17 protein-coding genes are annotated in these 21722 nt (G+C 52.4%); 5 read left to right on the top strand and 12 right to left on the bottom strand.

Annotated features, from left to right (window positions below; genetic code table 11):
- Positions 1-3 precede the first annotated feature (3 nt).
- Positions 4-834, top strand: coding sequence for a class I SAM-dependent methyltransferase (locus tag ACZ5WW_RS21135; RefSeq protein WP_377162585.1), 831 nt, complete (start codon positions 4-6; stop codon positions 832-834).
- A 9-nt stretch (positions 835-843) separates the two neighbouring features.
- Here ACZ5WW_RS21135 and ACZ5WW_RS21130 read toward each other — a convergent pair whose 3' ends face one another.
- From ACZ5WW_RS21130 to ACZ5WW_RS21100, 7 genes are all read right to left on the bottom strand, one after another.
- Entirely contained in the window at positions 844-2001 is a 1158-nt protein-coding gene (locus ACZ5WW_RS21130) for an endonuclease/exonuclease/phosphatase family protein (RefSeq protein WP_377162583.1), read from the bottom strand.
- On the bottom strand, positions 1998-4277 hold the full coding sequence (locus tag ACZ5WW_RS21125) for a polysaccharide biosynthesis tyrosine autokinase (RefSeq protein WP_377162581.1): 2280 nt from the start codon (positions 4275-4277) through the stop codon (positions 1998-2000). The genes ACZ5WW_RS21130 and ACZ5WW_RS21125 overlap by 4 nt, the downstream gene beginning before the upstream one ends.
- 97 nt (positions 4278-4374) lie before the next feature.
- Positions 4375-5040 (bottom strand): polysaccharide biosynthesis/export family protein, encoded by a 666-nt coding sequence (locus tag ACZ5WW_RS21120; RefSeq protein WP_377162579.1) that lies wholly within the window; start codon positions 5038-5040, stop codon positions 4375-4377.
- Between the two features lie 73 nt (positions 5041-5113).
- Positions 5114-6055, bottom strand: coding sequence for a hypothetical protein (locus ACZ5WW_RS21115; RefSeq protein WP_377162577.1), 942 nt, complete (start codon positions 6053-6055; stop codon positions 5114-5116).
- Between the two features lie 54 nt (positions 6056-6109).
- Positions 6110-7921 (bottom strand): porin family protein, encoded by a 1812-nt coding sequence (locus tag ACZ5WW_RS21110; RefSeq protein ID WP_377162575.1) that lies wholly within the window; start codon positions 7919-7921, stop codon positions 6110-6112.
- A 22-nt stretch (positions 7922-7943) separates the two neighbouring features.
- The gene (locus ACZ5WW_RS21105; RefSeq protein ID WP_377162573.1) at positions 7944-8288 is read right to left on the bottom strand and encodes a PLD nuclease N-terminal domain-containing protein; all 345 of its coding nucleotides are present in this window, start codon (positions 8286-8288) and stop codon (positions 7944-7946) included.
- A gap of 552 nt (positions 8289-8840) precedes the next feature.
- Positions 8841-10364 carry an O-antigen ligase family protein gene (locus tag ACZ5WW_RS21100; protein WP_377162571.1) on the bottom strand — a complete coding sequence of 508 codons (1524 nt, stop codon included), beginning with the start codon at positions 10362-10364 and terminating at the stop codon, positions 8841-8843.
- A gap of 161 nt (positions 10365-10525) precedes the next feature.
- On the opposite strand from ACZ5WW_RS21100, the gene ACZ5WW_RS21095 reads away from it, so the two are divergent.
- The 3 genes from ACZ5WW_RS21095 to ACZ5WW_RS21085 all read left to right on the top strand — a co-directional run bounded on the left by ACZ5WW_RS21095 (position 10526) and on the right by ACZ5WW_RS21085 (position 13847).
- Positions 10526-11299, top strand: a complete 774-nt coding sequence (locus ACZ5WW_RS21095) for an efflux RND transporter periplasmic adaptor subunit (RefSeq protein WP_377162569.1) — start codon at positions 10526-10528, stop codon at positions 11297-11299.
- A complete protein-coding gene (locus tag ACZ5WW_RS21090; protein ID WP_377162567.1) occupies positions 11296-13443 on the top strand; it encodes an efflux RND transporter periplasmic adaptor subunit in 2148 nt (715 codons plus the stop codon). Before ACZ5WW_RS21095 ends, ACZ5WW_RS21090 begins: the two co-directional genes overlap by 4 nt.
- A gap of 65 nt (positions 13444-13508) precedes the next feature.
- Complete coding sequence (locus ACZ5WW_RS21085; RefSeq protein ID WP_377162565.1) at positions 13509-13847, top strand: DUF3467 domain-containing protein; 339 nt, start codon at positions 13509-13511, stop codon at positions 13845-13847.
- A 35-nt stretch (positions 13848-13882) separates the two neighbouring features.
- Here the strand turns inward: ACZ5WW_RS21085 and ACZ5WW_RS21080 are convergent, their stop codons facing one another.
- The 3 genes from ACZ5WW_RS21080 to ACZ5WW_RS21070 are packed head-to-tail and all read right to left on the bottom strand — an operon-like array spanning position 13883 to position 18280.
- Positions 13883-15853, bottom strand: coding sequence for an efflux RND transporter periplasmic adaptor subunit (locus ACZ5WW_RS21080; protein WP_377162563.1), 1971 nt, complete (start codon positions 15851-15853; stop codon positions 13883-13885).
- Positions 15850-17472 (bottom strand): TolC family protein, encoded by a 1623-nt coding sequence (locus ACZ5WW_RS21075; RefSeq protein WP_377162561.1) that lies wholly within the window; start codon positions 17470-17472, stop codon positions 15850-15852. The genes ACZ5WW_RS21080 and ACZ5WW_RS21075 overlap by 4 nt, the downstream gene beginning before the upstream one ends.
- A 7-nt stretch (positions 17473-17479) precedes the next feature.
- Positions 17480-18280, bottom strand: coding sequence for a class I SAM-dependent methyltransferase (locus tag ACZ5WW_RS21070; RefSeq protein WP_377162559.1), 801 nt, complete (start codon positions 18278-18280; stop codon positions 17480-17482).
- A 215-nt stretch (positions 18281-18495) separates the two neighbouring features.
- Between ACZ5WW_RS21070 and ACZ5WW_RS21065 the strand changes: the two genes are divergently transcribed.
- Entirely contained in the window at positions 18496-19185 is a 690-nt protein-coding gene (locus ACZ5WW_RS21065) for a class I SAM-dependent methyltransferase (RefSeq protein ID WP_377162557.1), read from the top strand.
- Between the two features lie 78 nt (positions 19186-19263).
- Here ACZ5WW_RS21065 and ACZ5WW_RS21060 read toward each other — a convergent pair whose 3' ends face one another.
- Together ACZ5WW_RS21060 and ACZ5WW_RS21055 are read right to left on the bottom strand one after the other, a co-directional pair.
- Positions 19264-20271, bottom strand: coding sequence for a hypothetical protein (locus ACZ5WW_RS21060; protein ID WP_377162555.1), 1008 nt, complete (start codon positions 20269-20271; stop codon positions 19264-19266).
- Complete coding sequence (locus ACZ5WW_RS21055; protein WP_377162553.1) at positions 20243-21664, bottom strand: MBOAT family O-acyltransferase; 1422 nt, start codon at positions 21662-21664, stop codon at positions 20243-20245. The genes ACZ5WW_RS21060 and ACZ5WW_RS21055 overlap by 29 nt, the downstream gene beginning before the upstream one ends.
- Between the last annotated feature and the right edge of the window lie 58 nt (positions 21665-21722).

The following is a 21722-nucleotide window of genomic DNA, read 5'->3' as shown; positions in this document are numbered from 1 at the left end:
GCCATGTCCTCCCAAGATCCACGCACACCCGAACGCATCCGGCATCATTTTGAGGTCGAGCGTGAGCTGGCCGTCCAAATGCGCCAGTCCACGAGAAAGGAACGCACCGAGCTTTTCAAAACTCTCTACACTCAGCTTTTTGAACGTGTGCCTGATCACCCACGGCTGACCAGGCGCGAGACACCGGAGTCCAGTCGCCGCAAGGTCGAGACTCAGATGAGGTTACTTCGGCCATTTCTCCGCAAGGACTGTGTCTTTCTGGAGTTCGCCCCAGGCGACTGCCGTCTGGCAGCGGCTGTTGCCAAGGAAGCAGGAAGTGTGATCGGCGTGGATATATCCGATCAACGCTCTCCAGGAGAGCAATCTCCGGCCAATCTTGAGCTGATCGTGTACGATGGATACGAACTCCCCGTGGCGGACGCCACTGTGGACGTGCTTTTCAGCTACCAGTTTCTTGAGCATCTTCACCCTGAAGACGTTGACGCACATTTCACTTTGGCCAGACGGTTGCTCAAGCCTGGCGGAGTGTATGTCTTCGACACTCCGCACCGCTACTCGGGCCCACATGACGTTTCCCGGCATTTTGGCAACACGCTGCAGTGCTTTCATTTCCAGGAATGGACATATCGAGAAATGCGAAAATTGCTCCACAAGCACGGCTTTGCCAGGACCTGCATGTATCGCACTGGCAAGCCTTGTCCTGGCGCAGGGCTAAACTTTGCAAATGACTTGGTCGAAAGCGCCCTGGGGCTGCTCCCCCGGCGTGTTCGCAAAATGTTGAGCGTGCGGTTATTTCCATCCGTGACAATGGCCGCATGGGCGGAAGCACGATGAAATATGCTTCTACGGTCCAGCGCTGGTGAGTCTCAGCTTGGCCACCAAAGCGCGATGCTGAGAGGGCCGATCTTTTTCCGTGATGCACTCCAGGGCATCCCAACGACGGTCATGAAAAATGTAATCTATCCGCATCCACGGCCCGCCTAGACTCAAGGGGTTGTGCGTAACACCTGGAAAGGTAAAACCGAAGCCATGCCCGGAGGTTGCATGGGAGTCGATCAGTTCCCGCGTAACCATCCGATGCAGATAACCTGTATGTGGCGCATTAAAGTCACCTGCAACGATGCATGGATTTGGATCACTGCGAACTGCGTCCAGGATCATTTTCGCATCCTGCATCTGCCCATCCCAGAAGGATTGATAATATTTTCTCTTCTTCGCCCAAGGGGTTCCTGGAACACCAAGTACACCCCATAGAAAAGCCCCCCGCATATAGGAGCGCAACACGTCTCTTGGGGTCATCAAATGCACCGCATAAACGGAAATCATGCGGCCGTTCCAATCGATCGTAAACTTAGCAGCCCTGGCAGGCCGCTGCGATGCGGCATCCTGCACAAGTGTGTTGGATGTGATGGGGTAACGGCTAAGCAGAGTGAATTCGCCAACGCTAACTCCATGCCCGAATTCTGCATAACCGGTCGCACGCAGAAAGCCATCAGCGCGTCCGCCAGCTTCTTGAAACACCAGCACATCCGGCTGAGTGGCATTCTTGAAGGGCTGCAGGCTTTGATTCATGTTCTGACCACGGTTGTAGGTCATGACGCTCAGGCTAACACGCCCATCAGCGGCTTCCCGCTTTTCCTCCCCCACTTGAAATCCCAGCCAGCCCCAGATGGTGAAAACGGCCAAAGCGACAAGGAAAACGAGGCACCTGCGGTGAAAAAGCAGCGCCAGCGGCATTAGCAGGCACAGCGGAAGCAGCCAAACAAGCGGAGGCAGGTACAAACAAAAAGCCGCTGTAACGTTTCGTTCACCAACCCATTGCAAGGCAAACCGCAAACCCAACAGGAAAATGGCATAGAGAACAGTAACCCAAACAGTCAGCTTCCTCCCACCGTTCCAAATCACCTCCAAAAAACGCCCGGATTCTGTGTCATCCGCAAGACTTCTTAGTTTTTGAGATAACCAACGGCTGCCGTTGCTGCTCATAAAAAAGTCGATCAAGAACGATCTGAAAAGAAGGTGGCGGACTTTTCATCGTTCGCGGTCGGATGATTGCCCTCCTCTCCAGCCTCCCAGTTGAGGTCATAATAATTTGAAGAGTAGTAATAGTATTGGTATGAATTTAACCTCTTGGAGAAATCAACATCGTTCAAAACAAAGCCATAGAAGTAAGCATCAAGCTTTCTCAAAGTTTCGACGGCTTCCACCACATCTTTGCGTGGCGTTTTCTGCGCACGCACTACCAATAGAATGCCGGCCGCGTAATTTTGAAGAAAGGCTGTTTCACTGAGCCCCAACACTGGCGGAGTGTCCAATATGATGCGCGTGAACTGCTTCTTGAGCTGCTCCAGCAAATTCGCGAATGTAGGCGTGTTAAGCAGTTCGGTGGTGCCTTGGATGATAGGCCCGCGAGGCAGCACCCAAAGATTCACTGCACTCGATTTTTTCAGGCAATCCTCGAACTTTGTCTGACCGATGAGAGTCGTCGTCAAACCCGTCTCATTATCAACCCCTGCAATGTTGGCAACGCGTCCGCGTCGCAAGTCACAGTCGATTACCAAGGTTTTCTCACCTATGGACGCAAACGCCCATCCCGTATTGCATGCGATGGTTGACTTGCCTTCACCCGGCCTTGCACTTGTCACCATGATCACTTTTTCCTCCCCTGATGGCGATGGACTCAGAAGGATGCTGCTACGAATCAACCTGAAGTTTTCCAACAAAGCATTGGGTATCACAGCACCAATGGCAGGAGATCGATTCAACTCCTGCAAAACTGCCTCATCGGTTCTGGGGATCAGGCCAATACCTCTCAGACCGATCGTTGTCGTAAACTCTTCCAGGCTGTTCACTGAGCTGTCAGTCTGCCTCATCAGAAAGGGAACCCCTAGGGCTGCACCAATGCCGATCAAGAGCCCCAGCGTGGCCAGCTTGCTTTTGCTTGGAGAGACCGGGATCACATTACGCATTTCTGTGAAGCCCTTCAGTTCAAGATTCACAGGGCTGCCAAGTCCATCAAGCTCCAACCCTTCAATTTGTTTCGCAAGCTTTTCATAGGCGTTGTCCCAAGCCAATTGGCTTCTTTGCATCAGATCATACCCCAAGCGCTTCTCATCATAATTTTTGACCACTTTGTGGTACTCGGGCAATTTGGCCTCATACTGCTCCAATTCAGCCTTAACTTGAGCCGATTCGATTTCGAATGCCTGACGAGCCACCGAAAGTTCCAATTCCAAGGCTGACTCCACCTTTTTTATCTCTTCCTTAAGATCCTTGATTCCTTGATGATCTTCACGGTATTTGATGCTGTCCATTCTTAGTTGCTCTTCAAGCGTCCGTTTGCGCTTCTCCAAATTCTTCCAAGGCACAAGCCCCTCAACCATCGCAGGCTGGACTACAACTTCAGTACGACTGGTTGTATCCGGGCTCTTGAAGGTTACAGGCCCGTTGGCATTCGATCTTACGAGACGCCCTGTTTCCAGACTGGTTCCCGACGCTGTTGTGCCATTAGAATTACTGGTCAGAAGTGCCAACTGGCCAATCGTTCCCAGCTTCTCCCCCTGTTTGATCAAAACCTGGCGCGTCAATTCCATCTCTTCACGCCGGTGGCGCAGTTTGACGATCTGAACAGGCACATCACTGAGATGCTCCAGTTCCACCTGAGTTGTTGCGATTGCGCTTTCTTCTTCAAATTTCAACCTTGCATCAAGCTGTTTTGAAACCCGCTCACGCATGACGGCCAACTCATCCATGTATTTCTGGACAGCTTTTTCTCGCATCTCCATGCGTATTTTTGCACGGTTGCTTTCATAGACCTCAATCAATGCCTTGGGCAGTTCTTCAACCGCAGTAGGTGAGAAGGCCTCAATGGTCATTTCTATCAGGTCACCGTCCAAATAACCTATTCTAACTTTTGGAACTACGTCGTCACGAAAGCCCCTGTAAGTAGTCTTGGGACCAGCAAGACCAATACGTTTTCCCGCCTCAAGAATCACATAGGGAGTCTCCATGTTACCCCCTATTGCCCTGAGGGGAATACTCACCCCTCCGCCAGCAGGCTGCATGGCTGTCTGAGTAGAATCCAAGTACCTGTAAGCTTTGATAACGCACGTCGAAAGATAGGACGGCCGAGCAAAAACATACCCAACAACAGCAGCCAGAATTCCCAGCGCCAAGAGTTCAACCATCAAAATCCAATGAACCTCGTAGGCAAGCAAAGTTTTGATAACGACGGTCAGGTCGAATTTGCTTTTTGAATTGGTTGGTAACGGGGTCATGAAAATCTTTGTCACACTACTCGCTAGGAACGGCACCTGCACCGAACCCTAGCGAGAGATGATCGGTAAACGACTTCATGAAGCGAAAGTGTTCAACTTAAAAGCCAAACACTTTCTCACTGACGTTGATAATGTCACCATCTGCGACCGGAGGATCATCCTCCAAGCCGTCACGGATCGGCCGAAGATCAATCATGGTACGAGTGCGCCTACCATTGGCATCGCTTCTAAACACCTCAACCTTGCCAAGCTGAGCAAATTTAGACAACCCACCAGAAATCAAAAGCGCCTCATAGAGCCCGATGGATTTGCCATCTGTGACAGGGAGATAGTGAGCCCCCGATCGAGCGACCTGCCCCGTCATAAAAACCATGATCTTAGGCACACCAGGAGGGCCTGGCCTATCATAATTGCCTGAAACATGCTCCACTAGAACTTTAGCTTTAGTGAGCTGGCTTCTTTGCAAGGCTTGAGTCAGAACTTGTTCAGCTCCATCACGATCAAGGCCTTCGACTTTCAGCCGTCCAATTTTAGGAATGAGAATATACCCACCCGGGCGCACGATATAATCCCCGTTAAAAGATGGATCCTCCTCGACATAAAGTTCAAGTTTGTCACCAGGTTGAAAAACAACTTTAGAAGCTACCTGGTTATTTTTTACCAAGTTTAATTTGGAGGGAGGAACTAAAGGAACATTCTCATTTGAGCACATGCTCAACCCCGTAGCTGCTGAAACCAGCAAAACGATGCGTCGCAAAGACATTCTAATCACTAAGTTAAGTATATGCTGATGATTGTTTTCCAAATTAATGCCAAACAAATGCAATCTTCACGTATCAAGGAGCTTCTGCTGAATTGAATTCAATGTACTTTTTGCCTGGCGGAGGCACCCATACTCCCGCGTTATTGTCGTTAACAAACTGCTTTGCCAACGGTTCCTTTTGAACGGTGAACAGAATGTGATCAAAACTTGTTCTGAAGCTTTTGATACCGAGAGTTTTCTTCTCTGGCTCAACCGGAGCAGGCTCCTTGCCAGCAGTGGTTGCGAGAGCATTTGCACCGGCAGCCTGTGCATCCGCACTGCGATGTGACACAGTCACCAGCAGTCTGATATCGCCTGAGTATTTCGGAGAAGGCCGCACCCCTTCAACAAAAACGTACCGCGGCACAGTCAATGGAAGGTTGTACGGATATGTTTTGTATGAGGTAGTGAATTCAACAAGCCTCTTGGCAGGATCCCTGGTATCAAGCAGCAGTTGCTTTTTACCCGCATCTCTCCAAACGCGAATATGCCCCATTGAGGCCATCTCATCGTCCAAAGTGGCATATTCACCGGTACGATCGCCACGATTGATCCCCTCGGCCTCCAAACTGACAACCACATGCCCGTCGAAGTCAACGCGGTAGGGGATCACACGAATGACGATTCGAGTTAACTCGCCGACCCCCAAAATCATGCCAGGGGGAGTAGCCTCAAAGGAGCCTCCGTCAGCAGGATCGGTATTGCTGAGATTACCATCCTGATTCATATCGGCATCAAGATCAATTTTTGCGATTTGCCGCTCACGATCTCTCCAAGAGTTCACACGCTGACCGTAATACTTGTGAAAGTCCGCCGGGGCATCTTTGTTGGTCTGAACGTTGGATTGCCCCTCTGGCGCGATGTACATTTGCGCGAGTGCATCGCTTGTGTGCAGACAAAGTGAACCGAGCATCGCAAAAGCGAATGCACCGAACGATTCACTGCAAAGATGGCTCTTTTTTGTCATTGTTTTCATGATTGCTTGCTTTCTACGATAATATCCAGTCTAAATCATCAAAGTGCTTTTTGCTCAGAAATAACGACGCAGAGTAAATCCTATCGCATGCTCAGAAAATTGAGCGGCACTATATCCATTGCTTTCTAAATATTGATAAAAGAGAGTTCCGGTGAGGCGCATGCTGAGCTGCTGATTAATGCTGATCCGCGTAATCCAGCGGTCAAAAGAGCCCGCAGGCTTCAGCGCTTCATCATGGTAAATTGATGCGTTGATTGAGGTGAAATCCAACGGCTGGTAGGCCATGCGTATGCCACCGCCTGCACGTGATGTAGAAAGACCGCTCGTCGTGCTGCCAGTTGAAGCATAAGTCTCACGATCCGATATCTGGGCCAGCAAAGACAAGGTAAGATTTCTGGCAAATCCATGAGTCAACTGATAACCCGCATATCTTGCGCTGAGTGAGTCACTTGAGTAATCATTAAAAAAGAAGTTTTCTCCAAACGAGATGCTGTGTTCAGTTCTCGCCGTAAGAGACTGATTGAACCGCATGTTCCACAAAAATTTGTCCCAGTTTTTTGTAGCCCCGGTTGCAAACCCGTAGCCAACATATCCACCCCAGTCGATATTTTCAGTAATCCTTCCCGTCAAAGTAAGCCCAAAAAGATGCCTGAATGATTTCAGTCTGTCAGATGAGTAAACATCATATGTAAAACGTGGTGCAAATGGAATAACGGAGCCTTCATAGCCCATTGCAAGCCCCAGATGCTCGCGTTGACTGTGACCAATAAAATCAAATGTCCTCCAAAAGTCGGAGTGATCGATTTTACTCATAAAACGCCATTTGTTATTCAAAACCAATCTAGAAGCTGCAAATTGGACCGTGTTACCAAAAAACGCCCCGTTATTGCTAAAGAAATCACCTCGAGTGTAGTTGTTTGATTGCTGAATGCCGAACCAGTATCGACCAGCTCTATCGCTGCCATCCTCAGTTGTCCTAGCGTAAAAATTCAAGCCAGGCCTGCCGATGAACCGGTCACTCAGCATAACATCCCACGCACCCCAGGTGTCTGAGTAGTTGAAAGTCACACCCATGGAATTTGCGCTTCCATAACCCATGCCGAAGGCAAGCTGATTGGTTCCGGGCAGGTAAATCAACTGTGCAGCTGCCGCCAGGTAAATGGTGTCGGTCAGCCTAGCATAACCACGAAACCCTACATTAAGGTAACTGACAAAGCCATCCCCCTGACCTGTTTTAAAATTCTGCGCACCATTATAGTCGGACCAGACCGCCCCAGCGCCAATGTAAAGAAGATCAAGAGCAAGCGGCCCAGCTTTCAAAGTAGCAAGGTCAGGTGAAAATGTCCGTGTCAGCAGACCTGAGTTGGCAGAAAAAGTAAGCGCGGAGTGCCTCATCCTGTCGCTTTCGGTCGTCACCGAATTTTGCCCTGCAAACACACCCAAGACTTCGTCCATTCCGTGAAAGATGGAATTTCTTTGGTAGAAATTAGGTGTCTGATCCTGATACGGAAAGAGGTCTGTAGCCGTTTGAGCCCTGATGTCAGGCCCGGTATATCCGTTGGAATATCCGCTTCTTGCATTAGATGCTCCACGCAGGAGAGGCGATTCGGCTTGCGTTGGAAAAAAGCCAGATGAAACCGAAGGCAAGGCACCCGGCAATTGCGGCTCAATCACCGCACCCACACCACTTTCGCCACCGTTACCGCGTCCAGACGCCTCAGCCCGGGTAGGATAGTACCCGCCGGTTTTGAGAGCGGCCGCAGAAGAATCAGGCTCTGCGGCACAAACAGATTGAATAGTGGATATGCTTGCGAGGCACAAGCACAGCACTAAAAAAAACTTACGTTTGATGTACGAGAATGACATTTCGTTGGTTGAAAAAAATTACTCACACTTGGTGCTCGGTTTTTTGCATTTGCGTCATGATCGAAGCTTTTTTCATGCCAGCATGCGCCTTATTAGGTAACTTTTTCTTTGTGAATCCCATCTGAACAAAGGTTGAGTAGTCTGCACGCATCAAACATGCAATGCAGTAGAGAATGACTCCCAAAAAAGGACAGGCTACAATTAACATAAGCCACACCAATTTGGCAGCGCTGCCAATCTTTGAAAACCAAACACTTGCAACAGCGCAGACAACAAGCATCGCATAAGCAAAAATCAAAGCCCAAATAACCGCAGGCTCCACATTCAAAGCAGATGCGTTTAGAAAATTGGTGATGATGGTCTGCATGTTCCTCTTCTGTCGTTTTCTATTTACTTGGCATTATGATGTTGTAAAACGGCATTTCCGTGACAACTCTTATTTTATTCTCTCTTTTTTTGCGTTATGATCTCATCACGGATACATCTTTTCCTCGCAATGATGCTCTTGGCAAGCTGCTCAAGCTACCCTCTGGGACACAGCCATAACGGGAATTATTTCGGTATGGCTGGTTCCACCCAAGGAATGACTCGGTCATCATACATTCCCAAAAAACTGCAACGCGAGGAGCCTCTGTTCTAATACTACTGAAGCCAGCCACTGCATTCACTAGTTAATACATGTTCTTACGCATCACCCCCCAACCAAAAGGGTTCAGCATACTCGAGTCGCTTCTAATGCTATTCCTTATGGTTATCCTTATGGTAACATCCTTTGCAATATACCGAAAAGGACCACCGCCAGGAGGCTGGTTTGCCCCCCAGGTGCAGCCGGTCCAAAAAGCTCAATCTGAGCTAATTGACCCGGAGAACACCCCGCCCCCATGACAAAGCAATTGATTTGGGACGCCGAGCTTGCAGACTAGAGATTCTTAAGAATATATTCCCAAATATAAATCACCAACCAAGTTAATGCTGCCCCGGCGGCTAGATCCAAGATGTCGATGCGATTCCAAGTCTGTTTGCCCTGAACAGCGACGACATCTATTTTTTTAACGGGCATTTCGGCATAAGCAGACAGCGCCTTATGATCAGTGGCTCGAGCAGCATCTGTCTTTTTGTCGCTTTCAACCGCTCGTAATAGGCCGTCCAATTGATCAGCAGGCGTTAACACTCCTGGGGACAGAATGTCGGCTGACCCCGCTGAGGGTGCGGTGCCTATCGCTTGATTATCTGAGCAACCAGCTGAAGCCAATCCAGCAATTTCTGATCTCTGCGCAATCTGCTCCTCAGCTTTATGCAGCCGATGCATAGCAGCAGCCACGGCAATCAAGAGAAAGTATTCCGTGTGATACTCCCTGTTAATCATCCAGCTCGACACTGCATAAGCAATAATCAGGACCATAGCGGCACGGCGACAGCGCTCCTTGTCATCATTTTCGCGAGTAAAGCGATGAATAAAGAATGTCGTTCGGAATGAAACCCACAACGCCAGCAGATAAATGAACATGCCGTTCACCCCCAAATCCGCGCCCACTTGGACATAGCTCGAATGAGTTGCCTTTTTTTCGGTCAGTCCAAACCAGTTGATGTAAGCCACAAACTGCTTCCACCCTGCCGGACTGCGCTCCATGGCGGTCTTTGCCAGCTCCCAAGCCATCAGCCTTCCCTGCACCCCAGCTTCAGAGCGGAGGTTGTTCATGTCTGACATACGCGGAAGAAAACTCAACGCAGAGACCCCAAGTGAAACAGCCAGCGCCAAGGCAAATAACTTCACAACCAGAGGTCGCCCAATAACAAAAATCAGCACCATCAACGCAGCAGTCACCAGGAATGCCCCCTTCGACTGCGTCTCGTAGATGCAATACAGAGCAAGCGCGCTTTGTAACGGGAAGATCACCATTTTCCCCACGAGTCCCGAACGCCAGAAATGCAGAAGAAAGCTCAATGGGACAACCACGGCCACTGAGTGGCCTAGCGCATTGGGATTGTTGTGCATCCATGTACCAATGGCAAGCCTCCCCTCATTGAGCTCGGTCATTTCTCTGGCACCCGTAAAGTCGATTTTGTACAGGCTGGCAACGGCAATCAAAGCAACTCCGAGAATCGCATAGTTCCATGCTTTCAAGTATGCCAACATCCTTTCCCACGTTGTCAATGACTGCACGGTGAAAGCATAGAAGACGACCAGAGTTAAAAAGGCGGTAAATGTCCCCTGTCCATCTGGCGCTGTCCATACTACCCACCCCCAGTAGGCCAGCATGACCCAGTCATGGGGTGTTTTGAGAATCCCAGGATATGGCGAGCGTTGGTGCGAACCATGCAGACCAACAGCCCAGATCAGAATGAGAGGGCGCATGATATTGAAACCTGCCAGCCCAGCAATCCAGTCCTGGGGACGGATGTAGTATAAAAACAGGAAAAAGACTGCGGCTCGAAACTCCATGGGCTCACATCACCAAATCACATCCCCGGCGATGCGCGAGAATTTGTTCACTGGATGTACACACCAGGAAAAAAGCCGGAGTTTGCCTTTATTGCTCTTGTCAGATGTTGTCAATTTTTGCCCCTTGCGAATTCCCACCCTCTGGTGCAAGCCTGCGTCTTATGCTTAATGTCGTTCAGCGTTTTTGGGAAATCCACCGATTGCCGTCATGGGTGTATCTGCTCATTGCCAGTCTTTGCGCCACGGCCTCCAACGGCGCTGAACCGCCACTCAAGGGCATTATCCTGCCTTTTCAGGACGTAGATCTAACGTTCCCAGTGCCTGGTGTTGTAGCTGAGATCAAAGTGCACGAGGGCGATCTGGTGAAAAAGGGGCATGCCCTTGTGCGACTGGACGACCGTCTTGAAAAACTTGAAATAAAAAAAGCCGAGGCCTTGGTCGAGCAGGCGCGTTTCGAACATGAGGCGGCAGCCAAACTTATCGCCGAAAATATCGGCTCCCGCACCGAGGCACTGGCCAAGCGAATCACATTCGATCTAGCCCTCAACGCGTTGGAAACCGCCCGAGCCAAGGAGGCACAACGCACGATTTTCAGTTCGATTGAAGGGGTGGTTGTCCGTATCCACAAAGAGGTGGGAGAATCAGTGCTCCTCAATGAGGTGGTGGTACGTGTAGCGAGACTGAACCGTGTTTATGCGCAATTTTACGTCTCTGCCGAAGAAGCCGCAATGCTTCGCCTCGGGAACGATTTCAGGATGAAACTGGCAGGCAACGGACAGGCTGAGAAGTTTTTCAATGGCAAAATCGCCTTGGTGGATCCCGTGCTGGATGCAGAAAGCGCCCTAGTCCGGGTTCGAGTTGACGTAGCCAATGACAAAGGAGAGCTAAAGGCGGGCATGCGGGTCGAGAAAGCAGCGCCTGAGCGAGCCCCATGAGCCCACTCTCCCAATCAGGCCAAAGATCATGGTCTCCTCCTTCATTGAGAGCTGACCTGACGAATTCGCGGCAGTCACGCGAAGACCAGGAGATTGTCGTGGTCAAACACTCTCTGGCACGCACCTATTTCAAGCTCTCTGCGAATGATTATGATCTGGCTTGTCTGTTTGATGGCAGGCGCAGCTGCAGGCAGATTGCCGACCTGGCTGCTGAGATGGGGGTCAAATCAGATCCAGAACATGTGGCTGCACTGGCCTCCCAGTTGCTTGAACGCGGCCTGCTAGTCGCGACCGCAGACTCACACCGAGCCATGGCACGCAGGCACCATCGTCATTCAGGATGGCTGGGGTTGTGGGCATGGATAAGCGGTTTTTTATTTGCCCGCATCCCCCTGGTGGACCCTGACTCCATGCTAGCCTGGGCTGAGAAGCGCATTCGCTGGTGCTGGAGCGTCGGCGCCGTCCGCTTTGCGGGGATTCTGCTTGCAGGGGCATGTTTGGCAGTCTTTTCCCGTCTGGATGAATTTCCAGCGGCGATAAAGCAGTCCATGAACCTGCCCAACCTTGCCGCAGCCTGGATATTGCTGGTTGTCGTGAAAATACTCCATGAGCTGGGCCATGGGCTGACCTGCAAACATTACGGGGGCGAGGTGCGTGAGCTCGGTCTGCTGCTCATCCTTTTCTCTCCGTTCTTTTACGTGAATGTATCGGACAGTTATCTCTTTCCCAAAAAACATCAGCGTGTGCTGGTTGCTGCGGCGGGAATTGTCGTTGAACTGGTCATCGCTGCATTTGCAGCCATCGCATGGGCCCTATCCCGTCCCGGACCAGCGCGTGAAGTCTTGTTTGCCTTGATGATGATCACAAGCATCTGGACAGTCCTATTCAATGCCAACCCACTGATGAAATTCGACGGATACTACATGCTGAGCGATCTGACAGGCATTCCCAATCTGCGTCAGAGAGCCATGAGCGCTGCCGTCACTGTGATTGACCGTATCTTTTTTGGCTCACTCCTCCCCCGGACGTCAACCAGTGGTGATAACCGCCTCACCTGGCTGGCTGTCTTTGGATTTGCATCGCAGATGTATTTGCTGCTGGTCATTGCCGGCATTTTCGCTCTTCTCAGATGGTTCGGCTCGGAGCTGGGGCTCCGCTGGGCTGGCGATGCACTAGGATTGGTCCTTCTGTTCGGCATGCTAGGCATTCCAATGTTTCGTTACCTGTCTGAAAGATTCCGCTGGATGGCAGGTCAGCCAGGGGGGCCATGGAACCCGCGCTGGCTGCAAAGACTTGCGACGATGGCAGTGATCATATTCGCTGTCTCATGGCTGCCCGTCCCAACCAGACCAGTGCGCAAAGCTTTGGTCACGCCGGTTCAAACGGCCGTCATTCGCTCCGAGGTCGCCGGCAGACTTGCGAGTGTTCATGTGGCAGTTGGTCAGCACGTAGAGCCAGGTGATCTCCTGATGACACTGGCCAGCCCGCGCCTGAATTCTGCCGTCGAACAGGCAGAACACCAAGTGGAGGCTTCAAAGCTGAACGCTGAACGTTTGCTGGGAGCCGAGGCCCCCGGACTACTAGTCCAGGCGCGTGCGGAGGTTCTTGCTGCAGAGGTTGCTTTGAAGGCCGCAAAACAAAATCTCGAGAAAACACGCATCTGCAGCCCCGCAAAGGGAATCGTCGTCACCCAGGAGATCGATTGCCAGCTCGGACGCGGCTACCGTCCGGGAGAAATACTGTGTGAAATTGTCTCCGAAGGCCCATATGAAGCCTACGTACCAGTGCAAGAGCACGCCATGGACTGGTTGCCGCAACAAGCCAAGACGCATGTGCGGCTGAGTGGCTGCTCCAGCGAGTCTTACGTAGCGGTTGCAAAGCAGGCAGAACACACGGAGCCATTCCGCCACTTGCCAGAGTCCATTGCTCAGGCTCTTGAAAAGGAGCTCGCAGTCGTCACCGGGGCCGATGGACGAATGCTGCCCGTGGAAACGTTTTTTGGCGTCCGCGTCCCCCTGCCCCCGGCAGCATGCATACGCCCAGGAATGACCGGATGTGTTCAGTTTGATTGCGGTAGCAGTCCGCTAGGACGCTGGCTCTGGCAGAGATGGCTGGAGTTCATAGATCCGCATTATCGGCTTTGAGCGAAAGATAGCAGCGGCGATACTAAAAGCTTGACTAGTAAGGAGGCTGCCCGGATAAGGCGAGCATGGCTGAACAGATTCAAGTTCTCGGTAACGAACCATCCAATTCAAAAACATCGGAAGGCCCGCCACCACCGGCTATCTTTTCCAATGTTGCAAGGGTTATTCCCACCCCAAACGAACTGGTGATTGATTTTGCGCTCAATCTAAACGCCTACGGCCAATTGATCGATGAGCAGGCCAAGGTCGTGAGCCGTGTAGTCACGACTTACGATGGAGCCAAGCGTTTAGTTCTCAATCTCGCCAAGGCTGTTCAGGCATGGGAGCAGCGTTACGGCCAGATCGAATTGGATTTCGCCAAACGTGGAGTGACTGACCCCTCTCCACCTACAGCTGCCAAGTGATTTCGCTGGCAGGGTTGCCCGCACACCACTTGTTCTCAGAACCACCATCGCATCCGCAGCCAAGCACGAAAATCACGGGTCAAGACCTTGATGGCTGGTTGTGACGGCAGGACGATCACGGCTTTGCCCGACAAGCCCGAGCGAAAGCGCAGCGAAGAATTGACAGGAGGCTCCAACGGGCCCACCAACAACGGCACGACACCCCTTCCCCCCTCATGAACAACCATGGGGCCCAAGTCCGCCATCCCCTTCAGGTGGGTGGTTAAAACCTCAGAACTCATGGTATGAAGGATGTACCTGACTTCGGGGTGGCCGCCTTTGGAGAGATCGTTTGAGAGCAACTCCAAATCTTCCTCTCTCAAATCCAAGCGCAAGTTCCAGTCCTTCGTGCCAGCCACTTCGGCAAAATTTTGGCCCGCTTCCAAATAGACTCCAGCGAGAAGGTGCAGGTCTCTTGTCACTACCACGCCAGCGACTGGTGTTTTGAGTGCGCAGAGCACAATCTCGCTTTGCAGCTGCCTGCAGGCAGCTTCAGCAGCCCTTGCCTGCGAGGCAGAAACACGAGCCATTGCCTCGTCTCCCTTGCCCCGATGACGCTCAGCCTCGCCTTCGTGACGCAGCCTTAGCTGCTCCGCGGTCTGCAATTCTGTTTCGAGCCGACTGTCATCCAGTCGCGCGATGATTTCACCAGCTTGAACAACATCCCCTTCACGCACCAGGATTTTATCCACTCTACCAGCCACCTCTGCGGCGACAAATCCCCTAACGGCGGGTTTCACAACGCAGTCAGCTTCCAGTTTGACCTGTAGCGGCCAAAGTGCAGCTGCCACAAGAAGCAACACCGGCCCCAGTCTACAGGCCCAGCGGACAGTTGCTTTTTGCTTGTCGAAAGATGCCTTTTGCACGAACCGCGAAGCCAGAAGCCCTAACAAGCCCTGCTCACGAGCAATGGCAGGACTCAAAGAAGAAGAAGCCATCCGACGGAATAACTGTAACGTAGCCAGCGCTTTTTCATCCCCCGCTTTGTCAGCCTTTTCCAGGTACTCAAAGACTTCAGGGCCGCTTCCCTCAAGCCAGATTATCCCCCAAGGTTTCCCCCCGCCCTCTTGCGACCACTCCAGTGTGGCTTTGGCAGAAAAGCCCTGCGGAGCGTTCTCCCATCCTACGGACCCAACCACTGGATCCGTTGCAAATCTCAACCCATTGATACTGGCAGGAGATCCGTTCTCAAGGGCTGACGCCAAGTCAACGGCTGACCTGGCGTGTTCCCCTCGTGGATCTATCCGCTCCACACCTGAAACTGCCAGAACACGCCATTGCCCACGAGTGCGGACGATCACTGTGGCTCTCTCCCCACCCAGCAATGCGCATGCATGCACTGCAATTTTCTGAGCCATCTCAGAAACGTCATGTGCCGCTGACAGATCCAGCGCAAGCTGAAGGATGTGCGACTGGGCCGCCCCCCTGAGCGCCGCGCCCCTCGCCTCACGTTGCTTCCAAGCCAGCCCCAGCATGACGGTGTCTGACTGCAGTTGCTCCACAAAGCGAGCTAGTGCGGTCCTGTCGATCTCTGGGGAAGCCCACCACTGCAGCACTCCAACGGGAGTGCCACGACAGAGCAGAGGCAATGAAATCAGCGGCTCCGCCGAACGATTGAAAAGCCCGCGATCCGGAGCATTTAGGCCTGGCAGCAGCAGCAGTGGCTTGCCCGTCCGAATACTTTCTGCAGCCGCGCGCTGCATATCCTCAGCCTGATGATCTGCATAGCCCGAAAAGGCCGGGTGAGCTCCCCAGGAAACAGCACGTCGGAGTGCCGTTTGCCCTTCAAAAGTAGTCTCAATGAACCAGGCAGCTCCCGCCACAGCAGCGAATTTCTGGCCGAAATGCTCCAGCAGACCGCTCAGTGCCGCAAAGTCTGGTAAAGTATCACGCAGGAAAACATGCCAATCAGCATCCTGGCTGGCAGCAGAGCCGTCGTTTTCACATTTGGCGGAGGGTGCCATCATGGAGCTGGAGCGAGCTGGCCGGGGCCTTGTGGCTGAAGCCGCGCAGAAGCCCCCCCTTTTTCCGCATGTTCGATGGTCACCCCGACTTGTTCGAGCAGCACCCCAGTACGCGCATGCAATGCCGTGCGGGCCGCATTCCAATCTGCCAGCGCGGCTATTTCACGTGAGCGAGCATCCGCCACCAGCCGTCTGGCCCGCAGAACATCAAAACTACGTGCGACGCCCTGATCAAAGCGTTTTTGCTCGGCAGCCAGCATCTGATCAACAGCTTTCACAGAATCACGAGCATAGGTGAGTCGTGTCGACGCCGCCTGCCAGGCCGCAAGCGCCTCCTCCACCTCCGCCGACACTGCCAGCTCGGATTGAGCAACTGTCATCAACGCCTGCTCTTTGCGCAACTCGGCTTCATTGCGCGCAGCCCTGGCCTTGTGATTCCCCAGCGGGACGGAGAATTCAAAGCCCACCATGAAATTGTAACCCTGCCGATCCATGGAGTTCTGATAGGCGCGGGACACACTCCCATCCAGGCCACTTGCGCTAACGGTGGCCTTCAGGTCCAGTCGCGGAAGCGTCTGATTGCGCGCGTATTTGAGGATGATGTCTTGTTTTTCAGCATCCCTAAGTTTGCGCAGATGATCAGGTCGGCGAACGAGTGCGTCAGCCAGGCATTTCGTGCGTGGCGGAGGAGAACCCACAGCAGGAGGGAGCACGTCCGCTGGAAGAAAAAGAATCCCCTGCGCGTCAGACACAAAGGACTGCAATTGGGTCTTGAGTTCCCGCTGGCGCTGAATGATCAGCTCCATCGCCGCCACCACCTCTTCACGAGCGGTGGCTACCCCGACACGAGCCTCTTCCACCTCTACCGCCGCCCCCACACCGGCCTCCATGCGTCGCTCATTCTCATGCAGCAGAGTTTTGGCAAAGGCCAGGACACCGCGCCTCACCTCGATATTTTCAAATGCATAGCTCAGCGCGTAGTAGTCACGAATGACTGCAGCGATGACCTCCGAGAGGCTTTGCTGCCATTGAAGGTCCGCTATGCGAGCATTGGAACGGCTGGCGCGTATCTCAGCCAGGTTGGCAGAAAACCACGCATCTTTCATCAACGGCTGAACAAGACTCATTCCATTGGTGACTCGCTGCTCAGGAGAAAAAAGCGCCGCAGGACTGTTCCTGTTGAGGTCATTGAGGTAACTGCCCACCTGCGAAAAAAGCACGACAGAAGTTCCCGTCGGCATACGCCATTCCAATGATGTCTCAGCCTGGGTGTTGTTTTGATTAAAAAGATGCGGGGAGGCCCGTGGAACGAGCAAGCCGCCTGTCTGCACGTACTCCTGCGTGTTCTGAACCGTACGGTTGTCTTGCCACGCACCGGTAAAACTCAGCACTGGATCAAACTTCCCTCCGGCCCCATCGATCCGCACCTGAGCGATCTCAAAGTCCGCATAATTAATTTTCACATCCAGGCTGTTTGCCAGTGCGCCAGCAAGCACCTGCCTCATGTTCAGCCGCACCGGTCTCAGACCAAAGGTTTCTTCGAAGCTTTGCCCATGACAATCAGCTGCGATTGCAAGACACACAATCAGCAGCACATGATGACACGAGCGGAAGAGAGTCATGGCATGATTATGCGGCACCCGCGGAGCTGGAGGACTTCAAACCTGAGCGCAACGAAGCTCGCCACTCACCAAAGGCCTTCCTCGCCACCCGGAACCAGTAAAGGGCAGGGCTCACGCTGGGAGGAAAACAGTTTTGAGCAGCATTGGTTGCAGGCCAGGTTGCCCCCTTGGCCCCCAGCAGAATGGTTGAACGCTGCCAGCGCAAATTGTTGGTAATGGTCAGCCCTGCGTATGCGAGACTCAACCCCATGGACTCCGCAAAAGAACTCAGTTCATTCAAGCTCCATTCCCGAACGTGGTGAGGATTGAGCGGTGGTCCGTTGTCCAGCCAGCCTTTTTCTTTCAAGTTGCGCTCAGGAGTGGAAATCAGTGCCAGAGGAGCATGCTTGAGAAGACAGGCAATCAGACGCAGCAAGGAGCGCGGATCCACCAGGTGTTCGATCACGTCTGAGCAAATGACGACGCAGTCTTTCAAGATCACTTCATCAAGCGGCAAGTTTTCAGCCTTCTCGAAGTCTGCAACAAGCCATTGGCCGAAAGGATACTTTTCACGGCAATGCTCCAGATTTCCCCCGAAATCGACTCCGATGATTTGGAATTCGGGATAAAGCGCGGCGAGCTTTTCCCCAGAACCGCATCCAATGTCCAGGATGTGCCTGCGCCCAAGGGTGCGTGCCATACGGGCCGCAACCTCATAGACTTCAGGCTGCCAAATAATCTCCCCAGCTCCAGGCCTAGACGTATCGGAGTAATAGTCAGGCGCAGGACGGGAACAGTAGCCGCGTTTGATGCCGAAGTTTTCAGTCATTCACCCAAGCATTTATCCGTGTCCCGCCACATGTCGAGCAGAATGATTTCTTGCGCTCTTTTGCTCAGATAAAAAGTGAAAAGGTTGCAACACTCCGCATTGATGCGAAAAGAACCACCCGATCTTGCATAAGCAGCTTTGTCCTTGAATGAGTTCATGGCCTGCCAGGTGAGCTGCCGCAGGCAATTTTTCACAAAAAACGTCGAGTCACTACAATGAAACTTCTCCGCCGGGCCGCCATCTTATTAATGCCACGATCCTTGCGAGATGCCTGGCGAGGCCAGGAACGCGTAATCATCACCAATCTGCGCTGGCGGCTCAGACGAGTCTTGGGCAAGCGTCCCTATCCTGCCAGCTCTGACGGTCAAGTCCGCCTACACCTAGGATGCGGTCCGGTGGACCAGAAGGGCTTTATCAACGTGGATGCGATTGGCTTTCCTCATGTGCATCACCTTTCACCGGTCTATCCTCTGCCGATGTTCGGGAACGCATCCGTTGATATGATTTATGTCTGCCATTGCCTGGAGCATCTTGACATTGAAGAAGTGAACCGCGCTCTGAAAGAGTGGGCTCGAATCCTTAAACCAGGGGGACTGCTACGCATTGCCGTGCCAGACTTTGAGAGCATCCTGCGTGTCTACGAGGCGTCCGGTCGCCGAATTAGCGCCATTCAGTATGTACTCATGGGTGGCCAAGACTATCCATTTAACTTTCACAAAGCCGTTTTCGACCAAGCGCATCTGACTCATATAATGATCGCCGCCGGATTTACAAACATCACCCCCTGGAAGCCAGGCCAGGATCAATGGTGTGAAATCAAAGACTGCTCCAGCGCATCATGCGTTGTAGGCGATACAGCATTCCCTGTCAGCCTGAACCTGCAAGGCGTAAGACTCCCGCAGTAAGAGGTGTTTCAAGGCCCGGCACAAACGAGCCACCAGTTCAGGCATTAAACGGCTTGATGCATTCAATGCTGCCTCGGTTTAATGTTTGTCGTGTATTCCTTGCAGCATACCGGACATCTTCATTTTTTCCGCCAGAAGCAGACTGAAATCAAAGGCTGCACAAGGAGTCAGGTGGACGGCATCCGAGAAACAATCTGCCGCCAAAGGGAGCTGTTCACGTAGCAACCAGTGAGCACCGCCCTGCATCACCATATTATCCATAAAACCTTCGTACGCCGCATCAAATCCGTTTTCGTTGTGTCGTCTCTTCGCCTCTTCTGTCTTTGGCATGCTTACCAAAAACACCTCGATCTGATGCTTTTGCGTCAGCTCGAAAAAGCTTCTCAACGAGCTCGTGATCTCTGCGGCGGGAATGAATGCCCCCCCGTGAAATCCAGGATTAAAACCTGATGCAGAAGCCATGCGAGAAGGCTCCGGCCGCAGAACCGGCAACCTAGCAGTTCTTACAGCACGATCCTCCGCTGGGGTAACCTGTGGATCGAAAAATCCGCCCCCCTCCTTCGTCCGTATCATGGCATTCAATTCATCGCGATACCGCAAGCTAAATGAAAAACGCGCAACCACACTGCGGGCCAAATCTTCAAATGGTATGCCGTGGCGGACAGCCGTCGGCATTTCACGCCACCGAGCAAACCTCGCCAAGAACTTTTCCCCCGGAGCGCGTGCATATGAGCGGGCATTGTATGCGAGAATGATATTTTTGGGCACATGCCCCGCGTCTATCTGGCGCTTGAGAACAAAGTAGGCGTAGTAGGCGTGAGTTCCCGGGATCGAGGCATTCACCAGTTCATCCTGCTTCAAGCCAAGCTCACGGGCCAGCAGCACTTCGTTGATGCCCCCATCAGCAACGGAGTCCCCAAAAATCTCAATCAATGGAGCTGATTGTTGCTCCAGTTCAGCCGTGCGCTGCAGGCCGATCCTCGTAAACTGATCGTCAGAAAAAGTGCCCAGATATGATTCGACGAGCACAATGCACGCCACCCCGATCAGAGCGGCTTTAGAAATTGAAATAGATGAACTGTTCACCGCTTTTAGCCCCTAAAAATAAAATTGCGTAAACGAGCACCACATAAAAACAGGCATTACGCCATGGAGAACCAAACACCAACTCCGTTTTGGCCCGCCGGATCATCCACGCCTCCACCAGCATCATTGGCATGAAATAAAAAGCCTGACGCGCCATCTCCGTGCAAAAGGCACGCTCCGGAAAGGAAAGCGGCACGAACAAGGCCCGCGTAAAAGATGCCACCTGAACCAGGCTGCTTGCCCGGAACAGCAGCCATCCGTACAGCGTGAAGCCAAACATTAAGAGTATGGCAGGAACTGCACTCCATTTAAATGCACCCACTTGTTTGCCCAGCCCAAGCCTAGGACTCACATGCCGGCTCCAAGCCCGGTGCAGACAAAGCAACGCCCCATGGTAGCCCCCCCACAGGACAAAATTCCATGCGGCCCCATGCCAGAAACCTCCTATCAGCATGGTGAGCATCAAGTTCAGATTGACACGCCATTCTCGGCACCGGTTGCCGCCAAGCGGTATGTAAAGGTAGTCCCGCAGCCACTGGGAGAGCGAAATGTGCCAGCGCTGCCAGAAATCTGAAGGGGAGGTGGCCAGGTAGGGAAATTTAAAGTTAAGATCAAAGTGGAAGCCCATCAGCCTGGCAGCCCCTCTTGCGATGTCTGTGTAGCCAGAAAAATCAGCATAGATCTGAAACGCAAATGCCACAGTGCCGAGCACAACTTCAGCCGCACCTGCTTGTGACAAAGCGAAAAGCCGGTCAGCTTTTGGGGCCAGGTTGTCCGCCACAACGACCTTTTTGAACAATCCCCACAGAATCAGAAACATTCCTGCATCCCAATCCCCCTGGCTTGGCCTGCTCCTGGCCGCAATTTGCGGCAAAAGATGTGACGCACGCACGATCGGCCCGGCCACCAGATGGGGAAAAAGCATCAGATAGAGCGCAAAATCCGTAAACCTCGAAGCTGGTTGCAACTGCCCCCTGTAAATGTCGATGACATAGGAAATGCAATGGAAGGTGTAAAAAGAAATCGCCAGCGGAAGAATGATATGAAGCGCCGGCAGCCCCTGAGATATTCCCATGGGGGCCAGCAGAGCGTTCAAGTTGTCCGCAAAAAATTGATAGTATTTGAAGAAACCAAGCAGTCCCAGATTGATGGTGATGTTAAACCATACCCACCGCTTCTTGAGCAAACCTGTCGCCATGGCGATCCGCTGGCCTGTCACGAAATTAAATCCCGTGGAAAAGGCAATCACCAGCAGGAAACGCACATCCCAAGCTGCGTAAAACAGCACACTGGCGGCTAGCAAAAAAAGATTGGACCGTCTGGTATCCAGCCAAGGAAGCACAGCCAGAACGAACAGGAAAAAAAAGGCGAAAGTGAAGGAGTTGAAGACCATCCGTAACAGGATTCGGGTGTTTCACATATTCACAGAAACAGAGCAAGTAAACGGCAGA

It is taken from the genome of Prosthecobacter fluviatilis (assembly GCF_055388355.1).
This window is presented reverse-complemented; position numbering and strand designations above follow the sequence as displayed.